This is a genomic window from Nostoc sp. NMS8 (assembly GCF_017115045.1).
Classification (GTDB): domain Bacteria; phylum Cyanobacteriota; class Cyanobacteriia; order Cyanobacteriales; family Nostocaceae; genus Nostoc.
On record NZ_JABXKK010000085.1, the window covers coordinates 153,740 to 176,269 of the forward strand.

Below are 22,530 nucleotides of genomic sequence, written 5' to 3' on the forward strand. Positions count from 1 at the left end.
TTTATTTATTTAATTTTTCTGTAAAAATTTAGAATCCTCATGAAATCTTTAGATTTAGAGATTATTTTTTAAAGTCTCAATTCTGCTCTAGAAATTATGCAATACCTATACTATCTGGCCAATGCTAGTCTGACATTGCGGGTTGTTGAATATTTTAGTAAAAATGAATTTTATATTGAATTTGTGACTGTAATTAATCAATTTGATGGTTGGATAATCAACATTAAAACTAAATCTTTTGTTTCTGTAGAAAAGGATAAAGATATTAGAGCTTTCTTAAACGAATTAGGAATTATTTACTCCCCATCCAAGTTGATTAGTAAGGTTCTGAGCAGTTTAGAAACTGGACAACCACCAATTAATGTTATGAAACGCTATAAGATAGCGGTAGTTTCTCATGGTAGACCGCAGCCTGATGAGATTGAAGTATTCCGACAAAGTTATATCCGTGGATTGGGCTACTGTCCGCAAAATTTGGCTTAAAAAGGGGCTGGGGACTGGGAATTGGGGGAGAATAATAACTCAGCACTCAGCGCTTTCAAGCATTTAAAAATGTGGGTTCTTAATTTTTTGATCGGTTCGGGGAACTCTATAAATACGGTTTAGTAATTGCCCAGTACCCACCAGAGAAAGGCTTCTTGTGGGCGCTGGGCTACTCTGAATCAGATTATAACCATATTTTGAGTTTTGAGGATCGGCTGATGGACAAATCGATTATTCAGTTGGTTGACGAATTACCGACTGACAATATTACTGTCAAAGTTTTAAAAGCTCTTGATTATGTAGCACCAGGGGAATGGAGCAATTTGACGGGGTTTGACAATAGTATTCGCACCATTACTGGAGAAACCGATGCTAAGGTAATCCAGAAAATCCGCGATCGCGCCGCTAGCATATATGAAGATCCTCTAAAAGGCTACCAGTTTGCAATCAAACTTTATCAAACAATTGATAAGGCAGACACAGCAATGGGAGCGGCGGCTTTAGCGAATAAAGTTAGTGAGAAAATTGGCTTTCTCTCTTTTTTAGGCAAAATTACTCCCAAAGCGGATGTCACTCAATCCATTGACTTAGTACTAAAAATAGCTGTCGAAATCATTGCCTTTTGCAAAATAAACGGCATTCCTCAACCTAATCCCCAAGAGTTTGCTAATTCCCTCGCTAACAACTATCAAAATGCGTCCCTAATGAGGATGATTGCTCTAGTTTGTCTAGATGGAATTCTACCATTAGGCCCCGATTTCCTGAGCAAAATTCACGGAGTTATTAGCGGCACTGATACTAGTGCAATAACTCAAAATCCGGTTTTCTTAGCCGTTAATAACTTTCTTCCAGGTAATAATCCTTCTGATAAAGTTGGTTTTATCAGTCAGGGTTTCAACTCTGTGCAAGGCTGGATGAATGACTTAGTATCCAAAACAGGCATCACCCCGCAATCAATTTCTAGTAATTTGGGTAATTTTATTCAGATTGCTGATGATAATTTAGATTTTGTCGCAGCATTCCTAGATCAAACTACCAATTACTACGAGCATACAGGAACTCAAACTGTCGCTCGCAATTTAATTTTGCAAGCATACACTTTAGTAAAAGAAGAAATTAAACAAGAAGAGCAAAAGCCGATTCAAGATGTCTCATCTGCTGTCAAGTCAGATAAGAATCAGTATGAAGTAAGTAAAACAGTGGAAGTCTGGGATAATGATGACGAGGATTGGTATCAGGGAACAATTGAAAAAATTCAAGATGACCAATTCTTTATTCATTACCTTGGTTACGGTTCATCTTATGACGAGTGGGTAGGCGAAGATGACATTCGCACTCGCGATCTTCGCTCTACTGATGACAATGGATATGCAGTCGGTCAAAAGGTGAAATGTTGGGATGATGACCAAGAGGCTTGGTATTCTGCAACAATTGAGCAAATCCAAGGTCAGCAATACTTTCTTCACTACGTTGGTTATGACTCATCTTATGACGAATGGGTTGATAACGATGAGATTTCTTAACTATTGAATTGCAACCTACAGATCCCCGACAACTTTTACGAAGTCGGGGATCTTGTTTTTCCTATCTACCAATTACGAATTATCTTGACACTTGCGCTACGATATCCCCTATTGCTTGCGTGCAATGTATATGAGGAGTAGTGCAGGTCAAACACATGACAGAACAAATTAATACACAGAATACCCGAAACCTAGTGGCGATCGCTAACCAATTCGCCCAATTGGGAAAGGTTACAGGCGTTAAAGGGTTTGGCAGTGGTAATATCAATGACACTTTTTTGGTAACTCTAGATTCCTTAAAGGAACAACATTTTGTCCTGCAACGCATTAACACACAGGTGTTTCGTCAGCCACAACTGATTATGCAGAACATGCGTACCTTCACGGAACATGTTCACAAACGGTTGCAGGATACACCCCTTAATCGTCGCTGGGAAGTACCACGCGTACTATTGACCAAAGATACTCAAGACCATTGCAAGGATGCAGATGGCTCATTTTGGCGGGCAATTAGCTTTATTGAAGGCTCCCAGTCTTTTGATAGTATAGGCGATCGCTCACACGCCAAAGAAATCGGTTATGCCTTGGGAATGTTCCACAATCTCATCAGCGATTTGCCACCAGAAAAACTTGCTGACACCCTCGAAGGGTTCCATATTACACCGCTTTATCTCCAACATTACCAGGAAGTTCTGGCGAAAACTAGTGTGAGTGCATCTTCTGAAGTTAATTATTGCTTACAGTTTGTTAGCGATCGCCAAATCTTTGCACATATCCTAGAAAATGCCAAATCTGAAGGCATTCTACCTCTGCGTCTGATGCACGGCGATCCAAAAATCAATAACGTGATGTTTGACACTGTTACCCAGCAAGCCGTTAGCATCATCGACCTAGACACAGTGAAACCCGGTCTGGTACATTATGATATTGGTGATTGCCTGCGATCGGGTTGTAATCCGGCTGGTGAAGAAACCGAGAATTGGGAAAGTATTTATTTCGATACCGATTTGTGTCAGGAAATTCTACAGGGTTATCTTGCTGTGGCTAAGGCATTTCTGACCGAGAATGATTATGCATACATATATGATGCCATCCGTCTAATTACTTTTGAACTAGGACTGAGATTTTTTGCTGATTATTTAGCAGGGAATATCTACTTTAAAGTTAAGCACCCAGAACATAATTTGGCAAGAGCGATCGTCCAGTTTAAGCTGACCGAAAGTATTGAATCTCAAGAAACGCAGATTCGCAAAATTATTCAAGACATGAAATGAACAACCAGATATTTTCCCTGCAACCTTTCCCTTCTACTGAGTCCTTTCCTAAGTTGAAAATTACAGGCAATATCTCCCGAAATGCTAATCAACTTGCTATCTACTACAGCTTTGGAGGCGACTTAAAAGAAATTGCAATTTCTTCACTATCAAATGCACCATCACGCAAGTACGAATTGTGGGAAGACACTTGTTTCGAGTTCTTCCTTAGTATCAAAGATTCTCAACGGTATTGGGAATTTAACCTCTCCCCCGCCGGACACTGGAATGTCTATCGCTTTGATGAGTACCGTCAAGGGATGCAAGAGGAAATAGCCTTTGAAAAGCTACCGTTTATTGTTCAGAATCAAGCTGATAGTTTAGCACTTGCGTTAGATGTCAATTTGGATAAAATTGTCTCGATAAACCAAGAAATTGAAATTGGCATTACTACAGTTATCAAATATAAAGATGGCGAGGTAACTTACTGGGCGTTAACTCATCAAGGCGCGGCGGCTGACTTTCATCTACGAGACAGTTTCATCATTGAGTTGTGAGATGTGGTTACTGCTATGAATGTGCCAGAATGAGAAGCCAGCAAAGAAGTCACTCATTTGGATGAGAAACAGTTCACCCGTTTGGGTGAGTTAATTATATGAGGTTAGTTTTTATAAATAAGAAGAATCTATTAGTAGAAACTATTGATTCTACTTCACTCTAGTTAAGGAGTACGTTATGAAATTAACAAAATTAATCAATTCTACAGTTATCATTGCCTTTCTTGCCCTTACATCTGGCATTGCTAGCGCTCAAACAGCCGCAAATAACAATACAAGTACTGATGCTACTAGTGAGAAACCAATAAACACAGCAGTTAATTCTGATGCATTAGGCAGTAATTACACCAATGCCAGCTATATTCAACCCTTTAATCTGGTTAATCTTGCTTACCAAGGTGGTTTTAAACAGCAAGGAGTTCCTAGTGGAGGAGCTCTGATTGATGAAGGTCGGCGTGGAAATATTACTGCCCAAGATTTAGTCAAAGCTGCGATCAAAGCTAACAAGTTACCGGCACAAGTTTTAAACAATCAAGATTACATAAGCGCTGTAAGTTTGCAATTGGGGGTATTAACCGGAGCAAATTATCCTGTATAAGTACAAATTTGTCTATGGCCATTTGTAAATTTGTAATTTGATGCAATACAAGTTAACTTTTTTTTTGAACCTTCCCTGCAAGCTGAAATAACCCCTGTATATTTAAGGTATGGGGGTTTTAGATTAGGTTATTTGGCTATTTATATTAAGTAAGAAGATTACGTACCTGCTATCTTAATCGAATTATGCCATTCGACGCTTGAGTAACAGCGATCGCGATCCTATCTGAGTTGTGAAAATGGAGAAAAAATTGCGATCGCTACATCTAAAACCGTGACACTTTTACGCAAATTTATACTTAGTGAGACAATTGTGCTTTCAGATGGTCTGCCAATCGAATTGCTAAGGCAACAATAGTGAGCGTAGGATTAGCATAGCCTCCTGTAGGGAAAACAGAGCTACCTGTCATGAATAAATTAGAGATGCCGTGAACTTGACAATTTGCATCAACTACTCCTTGTTTGGGGTCATGATGCATACGCGTTGTTCCCATATTATGATGGGTACTCAGCGAAGCAACTGGACGATCTCCATCCAATTCAATTTGCAATTCACCTAGTCCAGCACTCGCAAATTCTTGTGCAAATACTAACTGCGATCGCTTCACACTGCAAATATCTATTTCGCCCCAATGATTAATTAATTTTGCTTGAGGACAGCCAAGCTTATCTAGTTGATTACTGAGTGTTACCCGATTATCTGGATTTGGAGTTTGTTCAGTTTGGCTGAGAACTTCAAATTTTGCATATTTCTGTTCATTCCCTTCATGTTCAGACCATCCTCCATGACTCAAATCAGGAAATAAATATTCTTTTTTGATATTATACTTATACCAATCAGCTACTAAATCATCAATATTGGTAATGACTTTTTGCAAATGTTGAAGAACATTCTTAGGTAACTGTCTTTGCCGAAGTGAAGAGAACAAAATTTTTGCAGAAGCCTTTGCTGGCGACCTAAACCTTTCATCTCTGGGATATAACAACGCGGTCATATTTAGTAATTTTTCGCGGCGCATCACTTGTTCCGTTAGGGCAAATTTTCCCATTACGGTGACATTATTCACCCGGCGTAAGTCATACAAAGCCATCGAATTAAAGATTTTGCGATTTTGCGGAACAAGCATACCACAACGGATAAAAGGATGATCCATAAAGAACCTACCCACTAAATCATGTTGATTGCCTAATCCATTCTTTTGAATTCGGTTTGATAGTAACAATAAACGCGCGTTCTCAATACCACCTGTGGCTAAAATAAATATTTTTGCAGCTACCCAAAATTTATTACCAGATAAACAAGCTACTTGTACGCGTTTCACTGTCTGGGTTGTTTCATCTGCCTCAATTTCTACCACGTTGGCGTTGAGGAATGTCGTGATATTAGGAGATTGATTGATTTGATGGCGATATTCATTGGTGAAAATATCGCGTGGGCCAAACTGAAACATACTGGTAGTAACTCGGTCGCTTGTGAAATGTGTCCGAGGAGATTGGGCATTTTCCCACGCCTCGGCTTCATAAGCAAAGGAACCGAGTTTACAGACTGCTTGAGCGCGTTCATAAAAGGGATTCAGATGAGATTTGCTAAAAGGCCAGCCACTATATGGAACCCAATCTCTTTTTTCAAAATCTATTTCGTCTAACGGCACGTGCCTCAGACCAAGTTGATTTTTATTAATTTCAATATTCCAGACATTAGCTAGTCCACCAAATTGACGATGGCGCATATCTTGCAGTGGTGGAAAAGGATCTCCAACTGTTTCACCTTCACCAAGAGATGCAGTTTCTTGATTAAATTCAAGATCACCACTTTCTAGTAAGCAAACTCGAAAATCTTGCCCAATTAATTCTCGTGCAAGTGTAATTCCTGCTGGGCCAGCGCCAACTATACAAACTTCAGTATTGATAACTTCATCTATTGACACTTTGCGGCTATCAATCAACATTTATTTAATTCCTTTTAATCTAATTTATTATTTTTGATCACAAATTTAGATAGATAATTAATCAATATAAATCTGTAGTTTTATTTCCTAAATTTGTCTTTTACAAGAAGTTTAGCGTTTCATTCAACCTATGAAACACTCGGCATGGCAGAACGAATTGCACTAATAAAATTTTGGGCATAATTCTGCGTTGAGAAATCGAGGGCGCGTTCTCGTGCAGCCATTCCTGCACTTCGGGCAAATTCTTGCTCGTCAAGATAGCGGAGAATTGCGATCGCTAATTTATCCGCATCGCCGTAAGGTGTTAATAGTCCATTCATGCCATCAGTAATAATCTCTGTCGGCCCGCCTGCACTGCCAGCAATTACAGGTTTACCCAACGCCATCGCCTCAATAATCACAATCCCAAATGGCTCTTTATCTGATGCATGAACAAATACATCCATCGCCTGCACCCACTCCGGGATATTACGCTGTAGTCCAGCCATAATTACTTGGTCTTTTAAACCTAAAGCAGTGATTTCAGCTTTTAAGAAGTCTTCATAATCCGGTTCAAAATCGTGCTTACCGCCAACCACCACACAATGGGCATCGGGATACTTCTGTAAAATTTTGGGCATCGCTTGCACCAAGACGTGCATTCCCTTCCATCGTTGCAATCGTCCCACAATTCCAATCAAAGGCCCGTGTAAAGGTAAACCCAGTTTCCGCCGTGCTTCTTCTGGAGTTGGTAAAGCATTAGGCTCAAATCGATCTAATGCGACACCAGGATAAACCAAAGGTGTTGGTCTGTGGGGCCAAATCTCTGCCTGTGCTTGCTTACCATCTTGCGAAAGGGTGATAATTGCCCGCGCGGGGATTAAAGTAGCGATTCGTACCAACCAAGTTTTATCACTAGGTACTTCTAGTTGATACCACACAGCAGGCAAGCCCGCCAACATCGCCGCCAAACCTCCAGATATATGCGTGATCCACATCCAATTGACAATTATATCTGCACGTTCGCGGCGGGCGATCGCAGCTATCCGAAAAACAGCACCAATAAAACGGTGGATTTGGCGTAAACGTCCACTTTCCACAACTCGTGCATCAATACCAAGGGACTTTACTTGTTCGACCATCGGGCCGTCTTCTAAAAATATCACCAGCCACTCGACACCAGCATTACGTCCCTGCTGCACCAAATCCCAAAGCATCATTTCACCGCCGCCTCGTTGCTCGGCCAGTGGCATTACAATAATTACTTTCATAATCTATAAGAGTCCTATTTAAGTTGTAAGATTTATCAGATTCTCTACTTCTTAGAGAAGTCGGGGATCTTTGGCATTGCTATAGTACTTATGTCCTGCCATCGCCATAGCTAAAAATCCCCAGAGAATCATCCCGGCTACACTCAACATACCGCTACCGATAACTAGCTGTGAAGCGGAACTGATACCAATAGCACGCGCAGCACTAATAAAGCTATCAAAACGACCTTCACCATAGCTGCTAACACTAACAATTAACAAAATTAATCCACCCATATAAAAGATGGCTCCAAACCAGCCCAGGGTGAAAAACATATCTAAGATGCCACTGTCAATTACCACTACTTCAATTTGACCAGTTTTTTCGTTGACTTTCCAGATATTTCCTAAGCCGTTACCTAAACCATTAGAAAGGGCTAAACCAAGGTTTTTATCGTAACTTCCCGATCTATCTTTAAAGCTGCCATCTTCTTGAAGATTAGAAAAAGTTTCCAAACGGGTTGCTACAACTCCAGCAATTGGCTCAATAGTTGTCAACGGCACAACACAAATTGCCATGACTACAATTATGGTAATTAAGCGCATTTGAATTTTGGCTTTAACTGAACCCATAATCATAATTATTCCAAATAACCAGCCCCCCCAATTAGTACGTGCTTGTGTTAATAAAAAAGATAAGTAACCAACAGCTGAAGCCGGAAAAATTAAGTTTCCTGAACTGGTAAATAACAACAGTAACCCAGCCTGCATAACAGAACCAAAGGGGCCGACTGAGTGTAATGTACTCCAGACGCGCATCCCAAAAGGTACAGGATTTCCAGAACTCATGAATAGTTTTGATTGTATCAACCAGTATCTATCCCATTCAGGAGCTACCACAAATTGATATACGCCATAAGTTCCTAAAATCAACACACACCAGAGAAATGTTCGTTGAATATTCTGGCGATAACTGGGATAATCTCGCCAGTTGATAAATAAGTGAAAAGCGAAGATAATCGGACTGAGCCAATCCATTAAACCGCGTGCTACAGGGATCGGTGGGTTATAAACCAGACCGATGAGAAAGCCATAAAACACTCCGATAAAAGCCAAAACAAACGGCAAAGCCCCTTCGCGAGAAGCGCGGGGAAAGTGTCGGAAGAATGTTGCTATGGTGACAAACACCACTAAGTAGGGTGCTATCAGCATTTGACGAGTAGGGTCCCAACCCACTCGATAGTCAACTAAGCGGGTAGCTAAGGGTGTGAGAAACCAGATCCACCAGGTAAAACTGATGTAGAGAATGGGATGGCGCAAGTATAAAAATATGCCTACTGCTAAAGCTGTCACCGGGTAAATTAGGCGCAATGCGGCAGTAGCACCAGCAAAATAGCAAACTACAGTTAGTAGTATAAAGCCTGCGATCGCCATCCACCCCTGTAGCGATCGCTCTTCAGGAGAATAGCTTTCTTGTGAAAAACTATTGAAAAGTATCTGTCTAGAATTCATTCAATTTTAGATGTACATATAAATAAGTTCAACTCGTTCCCAGGCTCTAGCCTGGGAATGAAGTCATTCGAGGCTCTGGCTCATTCTGAATTTTGAATTTTGAATTTTGAATTCTTGATATCCCTGCCAACGTCCACGCCAAGATGCTAATAACTTTTTCCCTGCTAACTGCCCTTGACTAGGTAAAAATCTCAGCCATTGTACTAAGCCCAAACTATCGCATGTACCCACGAATACTGCCCAGAACAAAAATGCAATCCGGCGGATAAATGGCAAATGCTCTAGTAAAACTAAGGTTTCATTATGGACTAAATTAATAAAGGCAATTTCATTAAAGTTATTACGCTGATCTTCATCAAAACGTTGTGCTGGATAGTGATCTACAGCAACGTTTGGATCGTAAATTATCTTCCAACCAGCCCGCTTTAATGTCAGAGTAAACGCCATTTCAAAGTGTACTTGCGCTCCAGTACCGCGCATCCGCTCGTCAAAGCGTAGTTGTCCGATAGCTTGGGTACGAAAACTCATGTTTACGCCCTTGAGAATATCCACTTCGCGGGGTTCTCCCACTCCCAGATGATGGTTGCCAATGACTCGCCCAAACCATTGCAACTGTCCCACTACTGGGCGGGATTCATCTTCTAATTTGCTGCCGTGGTATATCCAATCACGCCCTCCCAGACCGCCGAGGTGACTATCTGAAACAAAGTAAGCGGCGATGCGCTCTAACCAATCGGGGTGAGGTGCGGCATCATCATCAGTAATGGAAACAATATCGCCTTCCACTGCTGCTAGTCCGGCGTTGAGGGCTGCTACTACCCCAGGTTCAGTTACTTTCACAGTATGCAGTGGCAAATTGTGCGCTGTGTATTGCGCCAGAAATTGCCAAGTTTCTGCATCTGTATCGCGGACAACCACTATCACCTGATCGACTGGTTTAGTTTGCTCCTGTAGCGCCAAAAGGCAGCGTGATAAGTCTTGTGGACGGCGATAAGTTGGTATCAGAACAGTGTTCCGCATTTTTGCTTAACTCCTCGAATAGATCCACATAAGTTTGAGCCATAGTAGTCCAGCTATATTGTTCTGCCACAGAACGAGCTGCTTGACTCATCTGTTGCATCAGGGCAGAATCGCTTACCAAGGACATCATCGCCACAGCTAAAGCATCAATATCATTTGAGTCGGTTAAGACGATGCCACATTCTGGTGTCACCAACTCTGCACCCCCGGTAGCTGTGGCAGTAATTACTGGTAGTCCTGAAGAAAGTGCTTCTAACAATACGAGGCTACAAGCTTCATATCGGGAAGGAAAAATAAATAAATCTACTGACCGCATAATTTCGGGGATATCACGGCGAAATCCCACAAAATGCACGCGATCGCTCAACCCCAAAGAAGCCGCTAGTTGAGGGAAGGGACTACCTTCGATATGACCTACCACCGCCAGATGTAAATCGGGAACTTGCACCAAGGCGTGTAGGACTGTATCTAAATTCTTTCTAGGTGTGCGAATATCTCCGGCGAACAGGGCTAAAGTGACATTCTCCGGTAAACCTAATTTTTGGCGTAGGCGTAGCCCGCCGCAGGTATCGCTTTCACCGGGGGTAAACTCTTCTAGATCAACGCCATTGACAATTACCCGAATCCGAGAACGCGGTACACCAATGTTGACTAATTCCTGGGCTACCTTTTCGGATACAGCCACCACAACCTGCGCTTTTTGGAAAGCCTGTTTTTCCCAACGGGCATTAAAAGCTGTAAATAGCCATTGGTAGAAACCATATAAATCGCGGCGATCGCGGGAAATATGAACAGGCGATCGCAACCATGAACTGTGGACAAAATGTACAGCATTTACATCAGCCGCAGCCAGATTAATTGCTCCATTGATTTTCACTAAATCAATGTCAGAGCGATGTTTACGTAACCAATCAGCACTTTTTTGGGCAAATATGAAATTACGCACAAATTCTGTAGGATAGCCTTTAACTGGAATTTTAACCCAATTAACTTGGTTATCATTTTCTAGTTCTGGTGCAACTTCACTAGCTAATAATGTCAAGTGATGACCACGACGAATTGCTTCTTGAGCAACCTCATAGTTTACCCGTCCCTGACCATCACCTTTTTTGATTTTATGAGTAACAATACAAAGTTTCATCTAATATCTTCCTTATTAATATAAACTCACATAAAGACGCAAAATAAAAATTGAAACCATTTTTATTCTCTCTGTGTCCTCTGCGGTTAGTTTAAAAGATAACTTTTATGAATTAGGTGTAATTTTTCAATCATTTCGATATTCCCATTAATTTGTTTGCTAAAAAACGTGGAGTAAAACTAAGACTCAATGCCGCCAGAGTTCGGACATTAAATTTTTGTTTTTTCAATGTCTTCCAAAAATAAGGACGTGCTACTGCTATCTGTTCACTTCGTAGCAAACCAATTCCAAAAGTGGTATTAGCTTCTAACCATTTTTGTTGAAAAAAAGTTCTAAATTCTTGTAGACGAGCATCTTCTATAAAGACTTGATAACAAAACATTTCGCTTTTAGCTTTGCGGAGTTTTGCCTGCACATCTCGACTACCACTGAGCATAGTATCAGTTTGCTCATGGGCACGATATCGCGTCAATCTTTCTGGATAATAGTAAGCGCCATGACCAGATATACAGCACAGATAAGCTAAATATAAATCCCACATCCCGCCAACTTCTGAAGGAATACTATCCCAATTCACAAAATTATTGCGAATCACACAAGATGCTGCGGTAGGTATGCTTTTATCTACTAATCCAATTTTGTAAAAAGGTTGATGAATTCCTTTTGCTAGTTGATCTCGCTTATAACCACGTGTGTTTTCTTCAGTTCCAATATCATTAATTATGCCATTAGCATCTATGATATATTGGTCGCAAAAAGCGATAATTAAATCAGAATTTGCTTCTAATGGTGGTACAAGCTTTGCTAAAAAGTCTTCATTCCACATATCATCATCATGGAGACTAGCAACATATTTACCTCGTGCCATCTTGAAGCCATGCAGCTGATTAGCTAACATACCCACATTTTGCTGATGTTGCCAAAATCTGATGCGTGAATCACCAAAAGATGCGACAATTTCTTGAGGATTTTCTAAACTACAATTATCAGAAATAATAATTTCAATATTTTGATAAGTTTGTTTGATAGCACTAGCGATCGCTTGCTTAAGATACTCTGGTCGATTATAGGTGGGGATAATAACGCTGACTAAATGTTGTTGGTATTTTTGATGCAATGACATATTTTTCTGCCTTTATATTTCATAGATAAAAGATGCACCATTTAATATGTTGGCCAAACTAAACTTTATTTAGCTTGAGAAATGCTATATATTTTTTTAGCTTTATCAGGAAACTCAGCTATTGTTTTCGCATAAATTGTTCGGAGATTATTTATATGAGCCGTCATTGTAAATTCTTTGAGCAATAAAGCATGACCTTGTTCACCCATGTATCGGCTTTTTGAATAATCTATATACAACTCATGAATAGCATCAGCCAGCTTTTGGATATCATTAGCTGGAACAAGAATACCTGTTTCTCCATCTCGTAAATGTTCTGGAATCCCTCCAACTGCACTAGCAATTACAGGTCGGTAACGAGCATAAGATTCTAAAGTTATAAGACCAGCAGGTTCAGGCCAAACACTGGGAAAGATAACTGCAAAACACTGTTGATAAAGTTTATTTAGTTTGTCAGCATCGCACCAACCATGCCAAGTGATCCGCTTATTCAATCCAAGGGTATTTGCTAACTTTTCTAACCGTGGTCGTTCCCAACCTTCACCTGCAATATCAAGTTGAATTTTCGGGTCTGTATGTATTAAGGTTTTGAGTAACCATTCCAGACCTTTATCAGAAACAATCCGTCCAGCAAACAAAATTCTATGATTTTGATGGACTTCTAAACTCAAAGGTGCTGTTGCTGTTTGTGGTATAGAAATTCCACAGTGTATAGTCACAGTTTGTTCTGGAGGTACACCATTTTTAATTAACTCTTGTCGGACATATTCGCTATTAGCAATAAAAGTAATTTTTATCTTTTTTAATACATCTAAAAACTGATGAGTGGTTTGCAATTCTTTAAGGGTTCTTAAGGGTTTACGGCTACCGCATTTATCTACTAATTTACTCCAGGTACATCCTAAGTAAGAGAAGTTGCGATCGCAGACTGTCTGTTGCTCTGCTAAATACTTTGTGCCACTAGGACAGTAGAGTGAATGATTATGAACGCTGAAGATAGTCGGACATTCGCCTGTAAGCTGCAATAGCAAATCTGGACTGTGGATGTGCAGCAGTTTGAACTGGCTTTGATCGATATTTTTCAGTAATTTTAACACGCGATCGCTAATATCAGGTGGTCGATGTTCAAATAGAGAAGCTAAATAAGTTTCAACACCTCCGCTTCCACCGACATTAAAATTTGAGCATTGATAAATCAGGTTTTGGTCAACTATTTTTTGATACATATTTCTGTTATTCTTAAGATTAGATCATTAATTTTAAACACTTATTTGTAGAGACAATAAGTATTTACATACCTGTTATTTTACTTTTTAAAAAACTACTGGTACATAGTTATAGATTTACGGCTGTAGAGATTTACAGCCGATAAATATGTTGCAACTATTTTGATAATTGGATATAATTTCTAATCCAATGGTCTTACTTCATACTGCATTTGATGATATTTCCAAAGCTTACCTTTGAGTTCCAAGAGTTCTTGATATTTACCTTGCTCTACTATCCGTCCCTGTTCTAAAACTACAACCTTATCTGCCTTAGAAATGGTAGAAAGACGGTGAGCGATCGCAATTACTGTTTTACCTACAGATAGCTTTTCTAATGAATCTTGAATTAACCGCTCAGATAGCGAATCTAAGGCGCTAGTTGCCTCATCTAAAATCAAGATTTCTGGGTTCCGAAGTAAAGCACGCGCGATAGCAATTCGCTGTCTTTGTCCTCCAGATAATCTAACACCTCTATCTCCTAATTGGGTATCAAAACCTTCGGGCATTTCCAAAATAAATTCTAATGCGTTCGCTAGTTTAGCTGCTGCTTGAATTTCATCATTAGTCGCTTCTGGAGTGCCGTAAGAAATATTCTGCCAAACATTAGTGTTGAAGATAAAAGTATCTTGACTGACAACAGCTATTTTACGACGTAAGGAGTTAATTTCAAACTGCCGTACATCAACTTCATCAATGTAAAGATATCCATCTGTAGCATTGTAAAAGCGGGGAATTAAATCAGCAAGAGTTGTTTTACCAGCACCCGATGCTCCAACTAATGCCGTCATTTTTCCCTTTTCTATCGTCAAGGTAATATTATGTAGCACTAAATTTTCTTCATCATAGCCAAAATCCACAGAGACTAAATCTATTGACCTTTTTAATCCCTTGAACTCAACTCTGCCATTTTGAAAGTAATATTTATCATCGCTTTTCAACAGATTTTTAATGTTGTCTGCTGAACCATGCAAAGTACTGAGATATGCTCTCGTGCCATTAATATCTTGAACAAATGGGATGAAGCGAAATAGTACAAAGAAAAAGGTTAGCAAAGAAGCAACTTGTAGTGTTCCGTTAGTTACAAGGCTAGTGAAAGCCAAAATAATCATTCCGATCAATACTGTAGTCGCTACCCCTTCGGCAATTGGCTTTACAAGTGTCCAGGTAAACACAACTTTTGTTGTCGTACTTATTACCTTATCGCTAGCTTTATAGTAACGCTGACGCTCAAATTCTTGAGTACCACAGGTGTGAACAGTGCGAATGCCATTAATAAATTCTATGGCTGTTGATGTAAAGTTAGCGTTAGCAGTTGTCATGCCAAAACTTGATTCTCTGACTCTAGCATTTAGATTTGACAACCCCACGCCTAAAAGTGTGAATAGTAATGCAGAAATTATTGTTAATTGCCACGATATCAAAAACATTGATATTAAGTAGACAACGGTTGTTAGTCCTCTAGTTACTAAAAATGCTCCGCCACTGAAACCCTGTCTAATCCTTTCAATTTCTGTGGTAATTGTGTTAATTAATTCACCAGAACGAGTTTTGGCAAAGTAACTGAGTGATAAGGATTGTAATTGTTCAAAAATTTGCTTACGTAAGCGATCGGCAAGATGTAGTTGAGATAATTCAGTATAAACCTGAGAAAAATAATTGAAGGCTGCACGTAACCAAGTACTCACTAAAATCAGCAAAGATACACGGTATAAACGATTAATTGCTGATGCCTTAGCTCCCAAAATCCAAATATCAAACCAGCCTATTCCTGTTTGGACAGGTTGAGCGTTGGGGCTAGTTAAGCTTTGCAAGAAGGAAAGTAAGAAACCAATACTTACACCTTCAAATGTTGCCGCAAAAATTGAAAATATTAGAGCTAAAATGGCAATTTTGCGAAAGTATTTAAATTCTCGCAATATCAAATAGTTATCCTGCCACAAGCTAGTAGCTTTGAGCAGATTACTGAGTGGTTGTGGAAGATTCAAATTCATGAATTTTATAATAATAGTTTGGCAAGGTAGATAGACCGATATAAATCAATACGGTTCAGACAAGCCCAAAATCCTGATGTAGAGACGCGATAAATCGCGTCTTAAAAAACCAATTATCTAGAACCGTATTACTCTATAGATGCTACATAAACAATTTTTGTTTGAGCCTCAGTGCGGTAGATGAAATCATCTATTACCGCACAGATAAATTACAGTGTTTGGCTATCTAGATGTAACACGTGAGATTGTGCATCTACTTCCCATGAAGCTGTAATTTCTGGTAGTTTATTTAGCTGTACTGCATCTTCCAAAGTCCAACAACAAGATCCGGTCAAACTTATATCACCCCGCAGAACGTTAAATAACTGGGGCAAATTGTCAAGACCGTATTTATGCATCCAACGCCCTAATGGTGTGATGTTGTGCTTTGTAGTTGTGCAAAACCTAATTGCTCGAAAAAATTTACCCCGTTCTCCAACACGCCATTCACGACAAAAAATTGATCCTGGTGAATAAACCTGCATTAATACAATCAATCCCAATATGACTGGACTTACTAATAGCAGCAACACGAAAGCAGCAATCCAATCAATTAGTCGCTGTAATTGTCTCCAGGGTTGGTTAGGCAGTTTCTTGCTAGTGGGTAAGTTGAGAAATATTGGTTTTTGAGCTTCTTCACACGCATCCGCCCAAAACCTGAGCAAAGTTTCACCCAGTTTTGCATCTATGCTTACCAAACTTACAGGAGAATGTTGTAAGCATTCTACTAGCGATCGCTTATTATCTAATGCAGGTAGATATGGTTGTTTAACTCGTCCAAGCGGCTTCACCAACAACTTACCCCGTCGCCACTGGAGTGTGCAGTGCCCACGATTATCTTGGTGTTCCTGGGTTACATCATATAAATTTTCTAGAGTTGGAATTATTGAAGTTGCCATAAGTCTTTGGGATTATACAGGAGTGAATTGCTGAGGAGTTATCAAAGGCTATCAATGCCAAAGACCCAAATCCAAATCTTGTTGTAACTCCAAAAAGTTGGAGATAATTGAGGGCAAAATATGTTATTATTTAGCACTCAGCCAAGCATATATTGTGCAGAATTGTGCTGATGTAGAGATGTACAAATTAGACAGATACTAATTAGATATGTAGCAGTCACCGCTACTATTAACATTCATGGGTAAATCATGATTTTCCGGGAACTACTGACAGTAGTAAAGTGTAGAGGTAAATTACCCATAAATTCATATCTATGTTTAATTAAGCTGAGGTGTTCATGTGTCGATATGTACAAAACTTGTCTACAGTTGTGTTCTAACCTTTGTGGAAGTGCTTTAATCTCTAGAATATAAGACTATGTAGAAATAGCGATCGCTCAAATAAATTCTTTATTTACTCTTTAAAGAGCCAGTGATTTCTCTGAAAGCCAATAAAGATAGCATAAATATACTTAATTTTTCCTGATTGCAACAAAATGAAATTTTGATTACAAATGCGAAACGCAAAATCCCCGACTTCTCTAAGAAGTCGGGGATTTCTCATCTAGCAGTACTAGCTACTTTTCTACAGCTTGACGTAGAGCTAATTGCTGTTGTTTGATATTTGGCACATAATTACTACTAGAATTTGATACCCCATTAGCTACAACCCCAATCAGATTTAACTTACTCAGCATGGCTGTAGCTTGAGTCAGCTGACTTCGTGTCACAATACCAATGCTTGCCACCATGACCACGCTACGACAAGATGATGCAGTCAGCATCGCATCTACTAAGCCGAGAACTGGCGGAGCATCTATGAGTACCAAATCATAGTTTTCCTCAAATGCTGCCATTAATTGCATCATCCGTGGGGAACTCAACAGATTCGCGGGGTCGGCAGGTTTGGGGCCAGCGGTCAAAATATCGATGTAGGCGGAACCTGAGTATTGAAGACTAATTTGGTTCGGTAGAGTTGTATCACTCGCCAATAGAGTTGAAAGCCCCTGTTCATTAGGAAGATTCAGTTGTTCGTGCAAACTGGGATCGCGTAAATTGGCATCAATCAGCAACACCCTTTTGTGTAACCGAGCAGCACTCATTGCCAAACCCAGCGCCAAAGCTGATTTACCCTCATCAGCTAAAGCCGAAGTAATCATCAAAGATTTTAAATTAGTAACAGTATTTAAAAGTTCAATGTTTTTGTAAATCAGATCCAGCGATTCCCAACGAGGTGGAGATTGCAATACCTGAATTGTCCAAGGAGCAAGAACTTCTGGCTTGCCAAAAGGCAACTTGATCATTGATTCTTTGGGTTTGGCTGGCGGTAACTTGGGGGTTGTTCCCAATAACGGCATGGCCATTTGCTTCTCTAATTCAGCAGTGGTGTGAACTGCATCATCAGCCGATTCCCGAATAAAGGCAGCAATACCTCCTAACATTAACCCAACCACAGCACCTAACAGCAAATTCTGTTGGAGATTGGGGCCTAATTGTGCGCCTTTTTGCGGATCTTCTACCACTTCCCAATTAAATCCACCCTTGGAAAGCTCTTGCCGTAATTGCTGTTCTGCTCTTAAAAGTTGCTCCAATCTTTCACGACTAAATTGCAACTGTGGTAGCATCCGATTGTAATAAGCCAACAGAGGCGGGAAACGTTTGATTTCAAAACGCAGCTCGTTTTCTTTCTGAGCCAAAGTTTGATCGCGAGCAGTTAAAGCAACTATCGTGGTTTGCGTTTCTACTAGCTGACCGGCCAGGCTGAGATCAATTTCACCCATCTGTCCTCGTTCGAGAAGAGAGTCTCCCGAAGTGATTTTACCAGCAGACTTTCCGCCTAAAGTTCTTCCTACCTCTTGTTGCAATAACTCCTTCTGTCCCTGAAGTTGTTCTTTGAGCTTTTGCACGTTCGGAGTCTGATCTGTAAAGCGTAAGCGTTCTTGTGCTAGTGCCAGTTCGCTTTTTTGGATTTCGTTCAGTAAGCTTTGATAGCGAGTAGACTGACTCAAACGAGAAGCAACTAGAGCATTTTGAGGAGAACGGTTAAGTTGTTCTTCTAAAGATTTTTGGCGTGCCAAAGCTTCCCCATATTGAGAACGAGTTGTTTGTCGTTCTTGGGCAATATTGTTCAAAGCTGTTTCAATCGCTTTGGCTTGCGACTCTGGATCGATTAAGTTTTGATTTCTCCGAAATCTTTGTAAATTTGTCTCAGCCGCGTTTACTTCTTCACTGGCTTTACTTAACTGTTCCCTGATAATTTGCAGACCTTTTTGTAAACGCGAATTCTGTTGTTGTTTGTTATATTCAACATAAACTTGTCGAATTGCGCCCAGAACTTTTTGGGTCTTTTCTGGATCTCCAGCAGTGTATTCAACTTGAAATATTTTTGTAGCAACATTATCTTCTTTGCTCCTTAATTGAGTTAAGACCAAAGAAGCTTTAATTTCACCTGAAGTTATATCTGGATAATCAGATTGAAGTTTATCGACTGCTTTTTGGATAAGTCCTGAACTTTGCATCAAGTTAAGCTGGGTAGCAGTATCTATGACCACATTAGAGTCAGTAAACTGGTTATCTACCCCAGCAGCACCTTCCGTTTTACCTTGATAGTTAGGTTCTACTAGCAGTTGCATAGAACTTTTATAAGTAGGCTTGGTCTTTACAGTTACTATGCTGGCAATAGCAATACAACTAATTAATACTGCTAAGAACCACGGAAATCTACGCACAAATACGGCAAACATTTGTCCGTAACTTGGTTCACTTTCAGAAGCGGGAGTTATCTGAGGATTTAGACTAGTTTGAACCACTTTTATATCCTTGTCTTTTCTACGAAAGGCCACGCCAACGAGATTTACGCTAAGAGATTCTCCGAACAATACCTAATTCTTTTTACGAACCGCCAAGGACGCCAAGGAGGAGAGAGAAAAATAAATAGGTAATCTTATAGGGGAAAGAGATTCAGAAATCAAATGAATAATCGATGCACACCAGAAGCTTGGTTAATAATTTGCTCAACCTTACCAAAGAAGGCATTCTCTGAAAAATTTGCTACTGCATGATTACGGATGCGATCGTAATCCCAAGAAATGCCGTTGGCTTCTAGTAATGCAAGTTGTAGAGATTCGGGTGTCTGTCTTTTGAAAAAGACTCCTGTTTCACCTGGAATTTGAGTATCTAATACTCCACCTGCTCCATAAGCGATGACTGGTGTGCCGCTAGCATTAGCCTCTACTGGCACTAATCCGTAGTCTTCTAAGGCTGCGACAATAATAGACTTGGCTTTGGAAAACAAGTCTTTGCGGGTTCTATCACTTACGTGTCCCAAGAACACAATATTTTGTAATGCTTTGGATTTTAACCGTGCTTGTTCTGGCCCATCACCAGATATTAATAGCCGCCACCCTAACCAATTAAAAGCTTCGACTATTATATCAAGTCGCTTATAACTGATCATCCGGGCGGAGGCGAGATAATATTCATCTTTTATATCTGAAAAAACAAATTTACTAGTATCAATTGGATAGTTTACCATCATTGCCTTTTTGCCATAGATATTTTCAATCCGGCGGGCAACAACACTAGAGTTAGCAATGTAAAGGTCAGGTTCCTGTGCATATTTCAGGTCTACCTTTCTCATTAATTGAAATACTTGTTCGATTAAAGGAGCGAAATATCTATAGTCTCCGTACTCTCTTAAATAAGTTGCTGTATCCCATAAAAAACGGGTGACATTATGACAAAAACAAATGTGGCGAGCCTTGGGGTTTTTTCGCACTGCTTTGGCAAAGCTAGTGCTACTGCTAATAATTAAATCGTAGTCTTGCAGATCCAAGGCACGAAAGGCAGGAAAATATAGAGGAGCCATTGACCTGAAATATTTTGCTGCACCAGGAATCTTTTGCAAGAAGGTTGTATTAACTATGCGATCGCCTAGATCGATAGTTTTTTGGGGATCGTACAAAGATGTGAAAATATCTGCTTCAGGATAGCGCTTACAAAGCAGTTCAAACACACGCTCTGCCCCACCTCGCTGGGTTAAATAATCGTGGACGAGAGCAATTTTCATGAATTTGACCTAAAGTTTCGATCGGGGTTGTTTAAACGCTCCCCAGCAAGTTACTATCAACAACTTTAGTGTCCCGCAGTATAGCTTCCTATCCTCTTAACGACATTCTTGCGACAAATACGTTTGTAGCGGCCTCGGAGATCCCCCCAACCCCCCTTTTTAAGGCAGGGCTGATTCATTCCATTTCAAACAGGATTTGTCAAGATGGTTAGCAAGAAAATTGTAAGTAAGGTGACGATGAGATGAACATTTAAGCACTTAAATATCAGTAAAATAGTTCATTTTATCGACACCCTGGTAACAAAATAACCAATTTTAAATTGCTATAACCCTTGATTTTTAAAGCTCTTTGGGGAATGAAACAGCCCTGCCTTTTTAAGGGGGGCTTTTTGTAATTTTTACCCCCTTTTTAAGGGGGTCGCCGCAGGCAGGGGGATCTTATCCGAAACATATTACGGGCAGCTGTACGCCCCTACAGCCAATTCATTTGTGGCAAATGTTTTGGAACCGATATTATCCAACTGCTACTAAGATTTTTTCTGGAGCGAAATAAGTGTTTTGCTCAGTTCGTAGTTGGTCGCAAAGTCTGCCTTCGGGTAATTCTACATCCTCATAAGTGAGGACTTGATCTTTAGAAATATCTCGTTTGAGGTGACACCCTTCAGCTAGACCAATTGGTAGAAGATTTTGCTGTTGGACGATATCGGAATTTTCACATTGTCCGTAGGTCATGTAGTAGCCGATGCCATCTAAGGTTTCTCCTGCTTTCAAGTCGATTTTGGCAGTGGTGACAACATCTACTAGCGGGCCTGCTAGTGGAGACATAACGGCATCACCGAAGAGAACAGCACGCGCTACGGACAAGGGAACTTCAAAATGACAGAGGTGATAAGGAGTATAGAAGCTGTAAAGCGGGCCTTCGCCTAATTTGTATAAGTTGAGATAGTGCTGTTGCTTGGGATCGTCGTGAGTGGCAAATACATATACGCCTGGGCCTGGTTTTGCTCCAACTACATAATCGACAATACCGCCCAATTCTTTGAGTTGTTCAACATCATATATATGGGCCATTTCATCGACATAACCGTTGAAGTTATATCCCAGCATTCCCCGTTTGGCAACTTTCATGCCTGTGGCATTAGCAACGATCGCTTGCTCAAAGGAAATTTTGGTTCCGTCAGCGAAGCTAGCCACCATGTGGGGCTTTTGACCCCAACGTTTAGCAAATCCTTCCTGGGTGGTGGGATTGCGATAGGGGTCTTGGAGTCCTTTAATGTTACCGCACAATAAGGGAGTTAAACCAATGCTTTTGACAAAGCGGTAAAGGTTCATTTGTACCCCTGGCTGATCGCCATCACAAGCGCTGAGAATCACACCTGCTTTATCGGCATACACTTTCAGGATGGGGCCAATAGTGCCATCGAGTTCGGCATTCATCATGATCACATGCTTGCGGTGGGCGATCGCTTCCATAACGATGTGAGCGCCAAATTCCACTGCACCTGTGACTTCGATTAATGCATCAATGCCTTCAGCCCGACACAGTAACTTAGCGTCTTCTGTGACTGCATACTTACCGTTAGCGATCGCATCTTCTAATTCGCTGACAGTTGCAACAACTTGAATATCTTCAATTCCTGCTTCCGAATAAGCTTGTTTAGCTGCACCAATCTGGCGATTGGAGATCGCAACTAACTCCATTCCTGGCACTGAATTGACAATTTGGTTGGCAATTCCTCGACCCATAAAACCAGCACCAATCATTCCCACCTTGATAGGATTTCCTGCTGCTGCACGGGCTTGTAAGGCGCGATCGATAATAATCATGAACTAAACTC

17 protein-coding genes are annotated in these 22,530 nt (G+C 40.4%); 5 read left to right on the plus strand and 12 right to left on the minus strand.

Annotated elements, in window-relative coordinates:
* Positions 1–96: 96 nt before the first annotated feature.
* From HWQ39_RS16425 to HWQ39_RS16445, 5 genes are all read left to right on the plus strand, one after another.
* Positions 97–483: a hypothetical protein gene (locus HWQ39_RS16425; RefSeq protein WP_292846945.1), complete on the plus strand. Its 387-nt coding sequence runs from the start codon at positions 97–99 to the stop codon at positions 481–483.
* A 218-nt stretch (positions 484–701) separates the two neighbouring features.
* Positions 702–2,006: a Tudor-knot domain-containing protein gene (locus tag HWQ39_RS16430; RefSeq protein ID WP_292846948.1), complete on the plus strand. Its 1,305-nt coding sequence runs from the start codon at positions 702–704 to the stop codon at positions 2,004–2,006.
* 155 nt (positions 2,007–2,161) lie between these two features.
* Complete coding sequence (locus HWQ39_RS16435) at positions 2,162–3,280, plus strand: aminoglycoside phosphotransferase family protein (protein WP_292846951.1); 1,119 nt, start codon at positions 2,162–2,164, stop codon at positions 3,278–3,280.
* On the plus strand, positions 3,277–3,816 hold the full coding sequence (locus tag HWQ39_RS16440; protein WP_292846954.1) for a DOMON-like domain-containing protein: 540 nt from the start codon (positions 3,277–3,279) through the stop codon (positions 3,814–3,816). Before HWQ39_RS16435 ends, HWQ39_RS16440 begins: the two co-directional genes overlap by 4 nt.
* A 178-nt stretch (positions 3,817–3,994) precedes the next feature.
* The gene (locus HWQ39_RS16445) at positions 3,995–4,414 is read left to right on the plus strand and encodes a hypothetical protein (RefSeq protein ID WP_292846956.1); all 420 of its coding nucleotides are present in this window, start codon (positions 3,995–3,997) and stop codon (positions 4,412–4,414) included.
* Positions 4,415–4,712: 298 nt separating this feature from the next.
* Here HWQ39_RS16445 and HWQ39_RS16450 read toward each other — a convergent pair whose 3' ends face one another.
* From HWQ39_RS16450 to HWQ39_RS16505, 12 genes are all read right to left on the minus strand, one after another.
* Positions 4,713–6,362: a GMC family oxidoreductase gene (locus tag HWQ39_RS16450; protein ID WP_292846958.1), complete on the minus strand. Its 1,650-nt coding sequence runs from the start codon at positions 6,360–6,362 to the stop codon at positions 4,713–4,715.
* 128 nt (positions 6,363–6,490) lie between these two features.
* Positions 6,491–7,612, minus strand: coding sequence for a glycosyltransferase family 4 protein (locus HWQ39_RS16455; RefSeq protein WP_292846961.1), 1,122 nt, complete (start codon positions 7,610–7,612; stop codon positions 6,491–6,493).
* A gap of 51 nt (positions 7,613–7,663) precedes the next feature.
* Entirely contained in the window at positions 7,664–9,103 is a 1,440-nt protein-coding gene (locus HWQ39_RS16460; RefSeq protein ID WP_292846963.1) for an O-antigen ligase domain-containing protein, read from the minus strand.
* A gap of 63 nt (positions 9,104–9,166) precedes the next feature.
* A complete protein-coding gene (locus tag HWQ39_RS16465) occupies positions 9,167–10,123 on the minus strand; it encodes a glycosyltransferase family 2 protein (RefSeq protein WP_292846966.1) in 957 nt (318 codons plus the stop codon).
* Positions 10,041–11,264, minus strand: a complete 1,224-nt coding sequence (locus tag HWQ39_RS16470) for a glycosyltransferase family 4 protein (RefSeq protein ID WP_292846969.1) — start codon at positions 11,262–11,264, stop codon at positions 10,041–10,043. The genes HWQ39_RS16465 and HWQ39_RS16470 overlap by 83 nt, the downstream gene beginning before the upstream one ends.
* Positions 11,265–11,394: 130 nt before the next feature.
* Positions 11,395–12,387: a glycosyltransferase family 2 protein gene (locus HWQ39_RS16475; protein WP_292846972.1), complete on the minus strand. Its 993-nt coding sequence runs from the start codon at positions 12,385–12,387 to the stop codon at positions 11,395–11,397.
* 65 nt (positions 12,388–12,452) lie between these two features.
* Positions 12,453–13,613, minus strand: coding sequence for a glycosyltransferase (locus tag HWQ39_RS16480; protein ID WP_292846975.1), 1,161 nt, complete (start codon positions 13,611–13,613; stop codon positions 12,453–12,455).
* A gap of 182 nt (positions 13,614–13,795) precedes the next feature.
* Positions 13,796–15,646 (minus strand): heterocyst formation ABC transporter subunit HepA, encoded by a 1,851-nt coding sequence (gene hepA, locus HWQ39_RS16485; RefSeq protein WP_292846978.1) that lies wholly within the window; start codon positions 15,644–15,646, stop codon positions 13,796–13,798.
* 209 nt (positions 15,647–15,855) lie between these two features.
* Positions 15,856–16,584, minus strand: a complete 729-nt coding sequence (gene hepC / locus HWQ39_RS16490) for a heterocyst development glycosyltransferase HepC (protein ID WP_292846981.1) — start codon at positions 16,582–16,584, stop codon at positions 15,856–15,858.
* 617 nt (positions 16,585–17,201) lie between these two features.
* Positions 17,202–19,433 (minus strand): polysaccharide biosynthesis tyrosine autokinase, encoded by a 2,232-nt coding sequence (locus HWQ39_RS16495; protein ID WP_292846984.1) that lies wholly within the window; start codon positions 19,431–19,433, stop codon positions 17,202–17,204.
* Between the two features lie 158 nt (positions 19,434–19,591).
* Complete coding sequence (locus HWQ39_RS16500; RefSeq protein WP_292846987.1) at positions 19,592–20,692, minus strand: glycosyltransferase; 1,101 nt, start codon at positions 20,690–20,692, stop codon at positions 19,592–19,594.
* Between the two features lie 513 nt (positions 20,693–21,205).
* Complete coding sequence (locus HWQ39_RS16505; RefSeq protein ID WP_292846990.1) at positions 21,206–22,519, minus strand: Gfo/Idh/MocA family oxidoreductase; 1,314 nt, start codon at positions 22,517–22,519, stop codon at positions 21,206–21,208.
* Between the last annotated feature and the right edge of the window lie 11 nt (positions 22,520–22,530).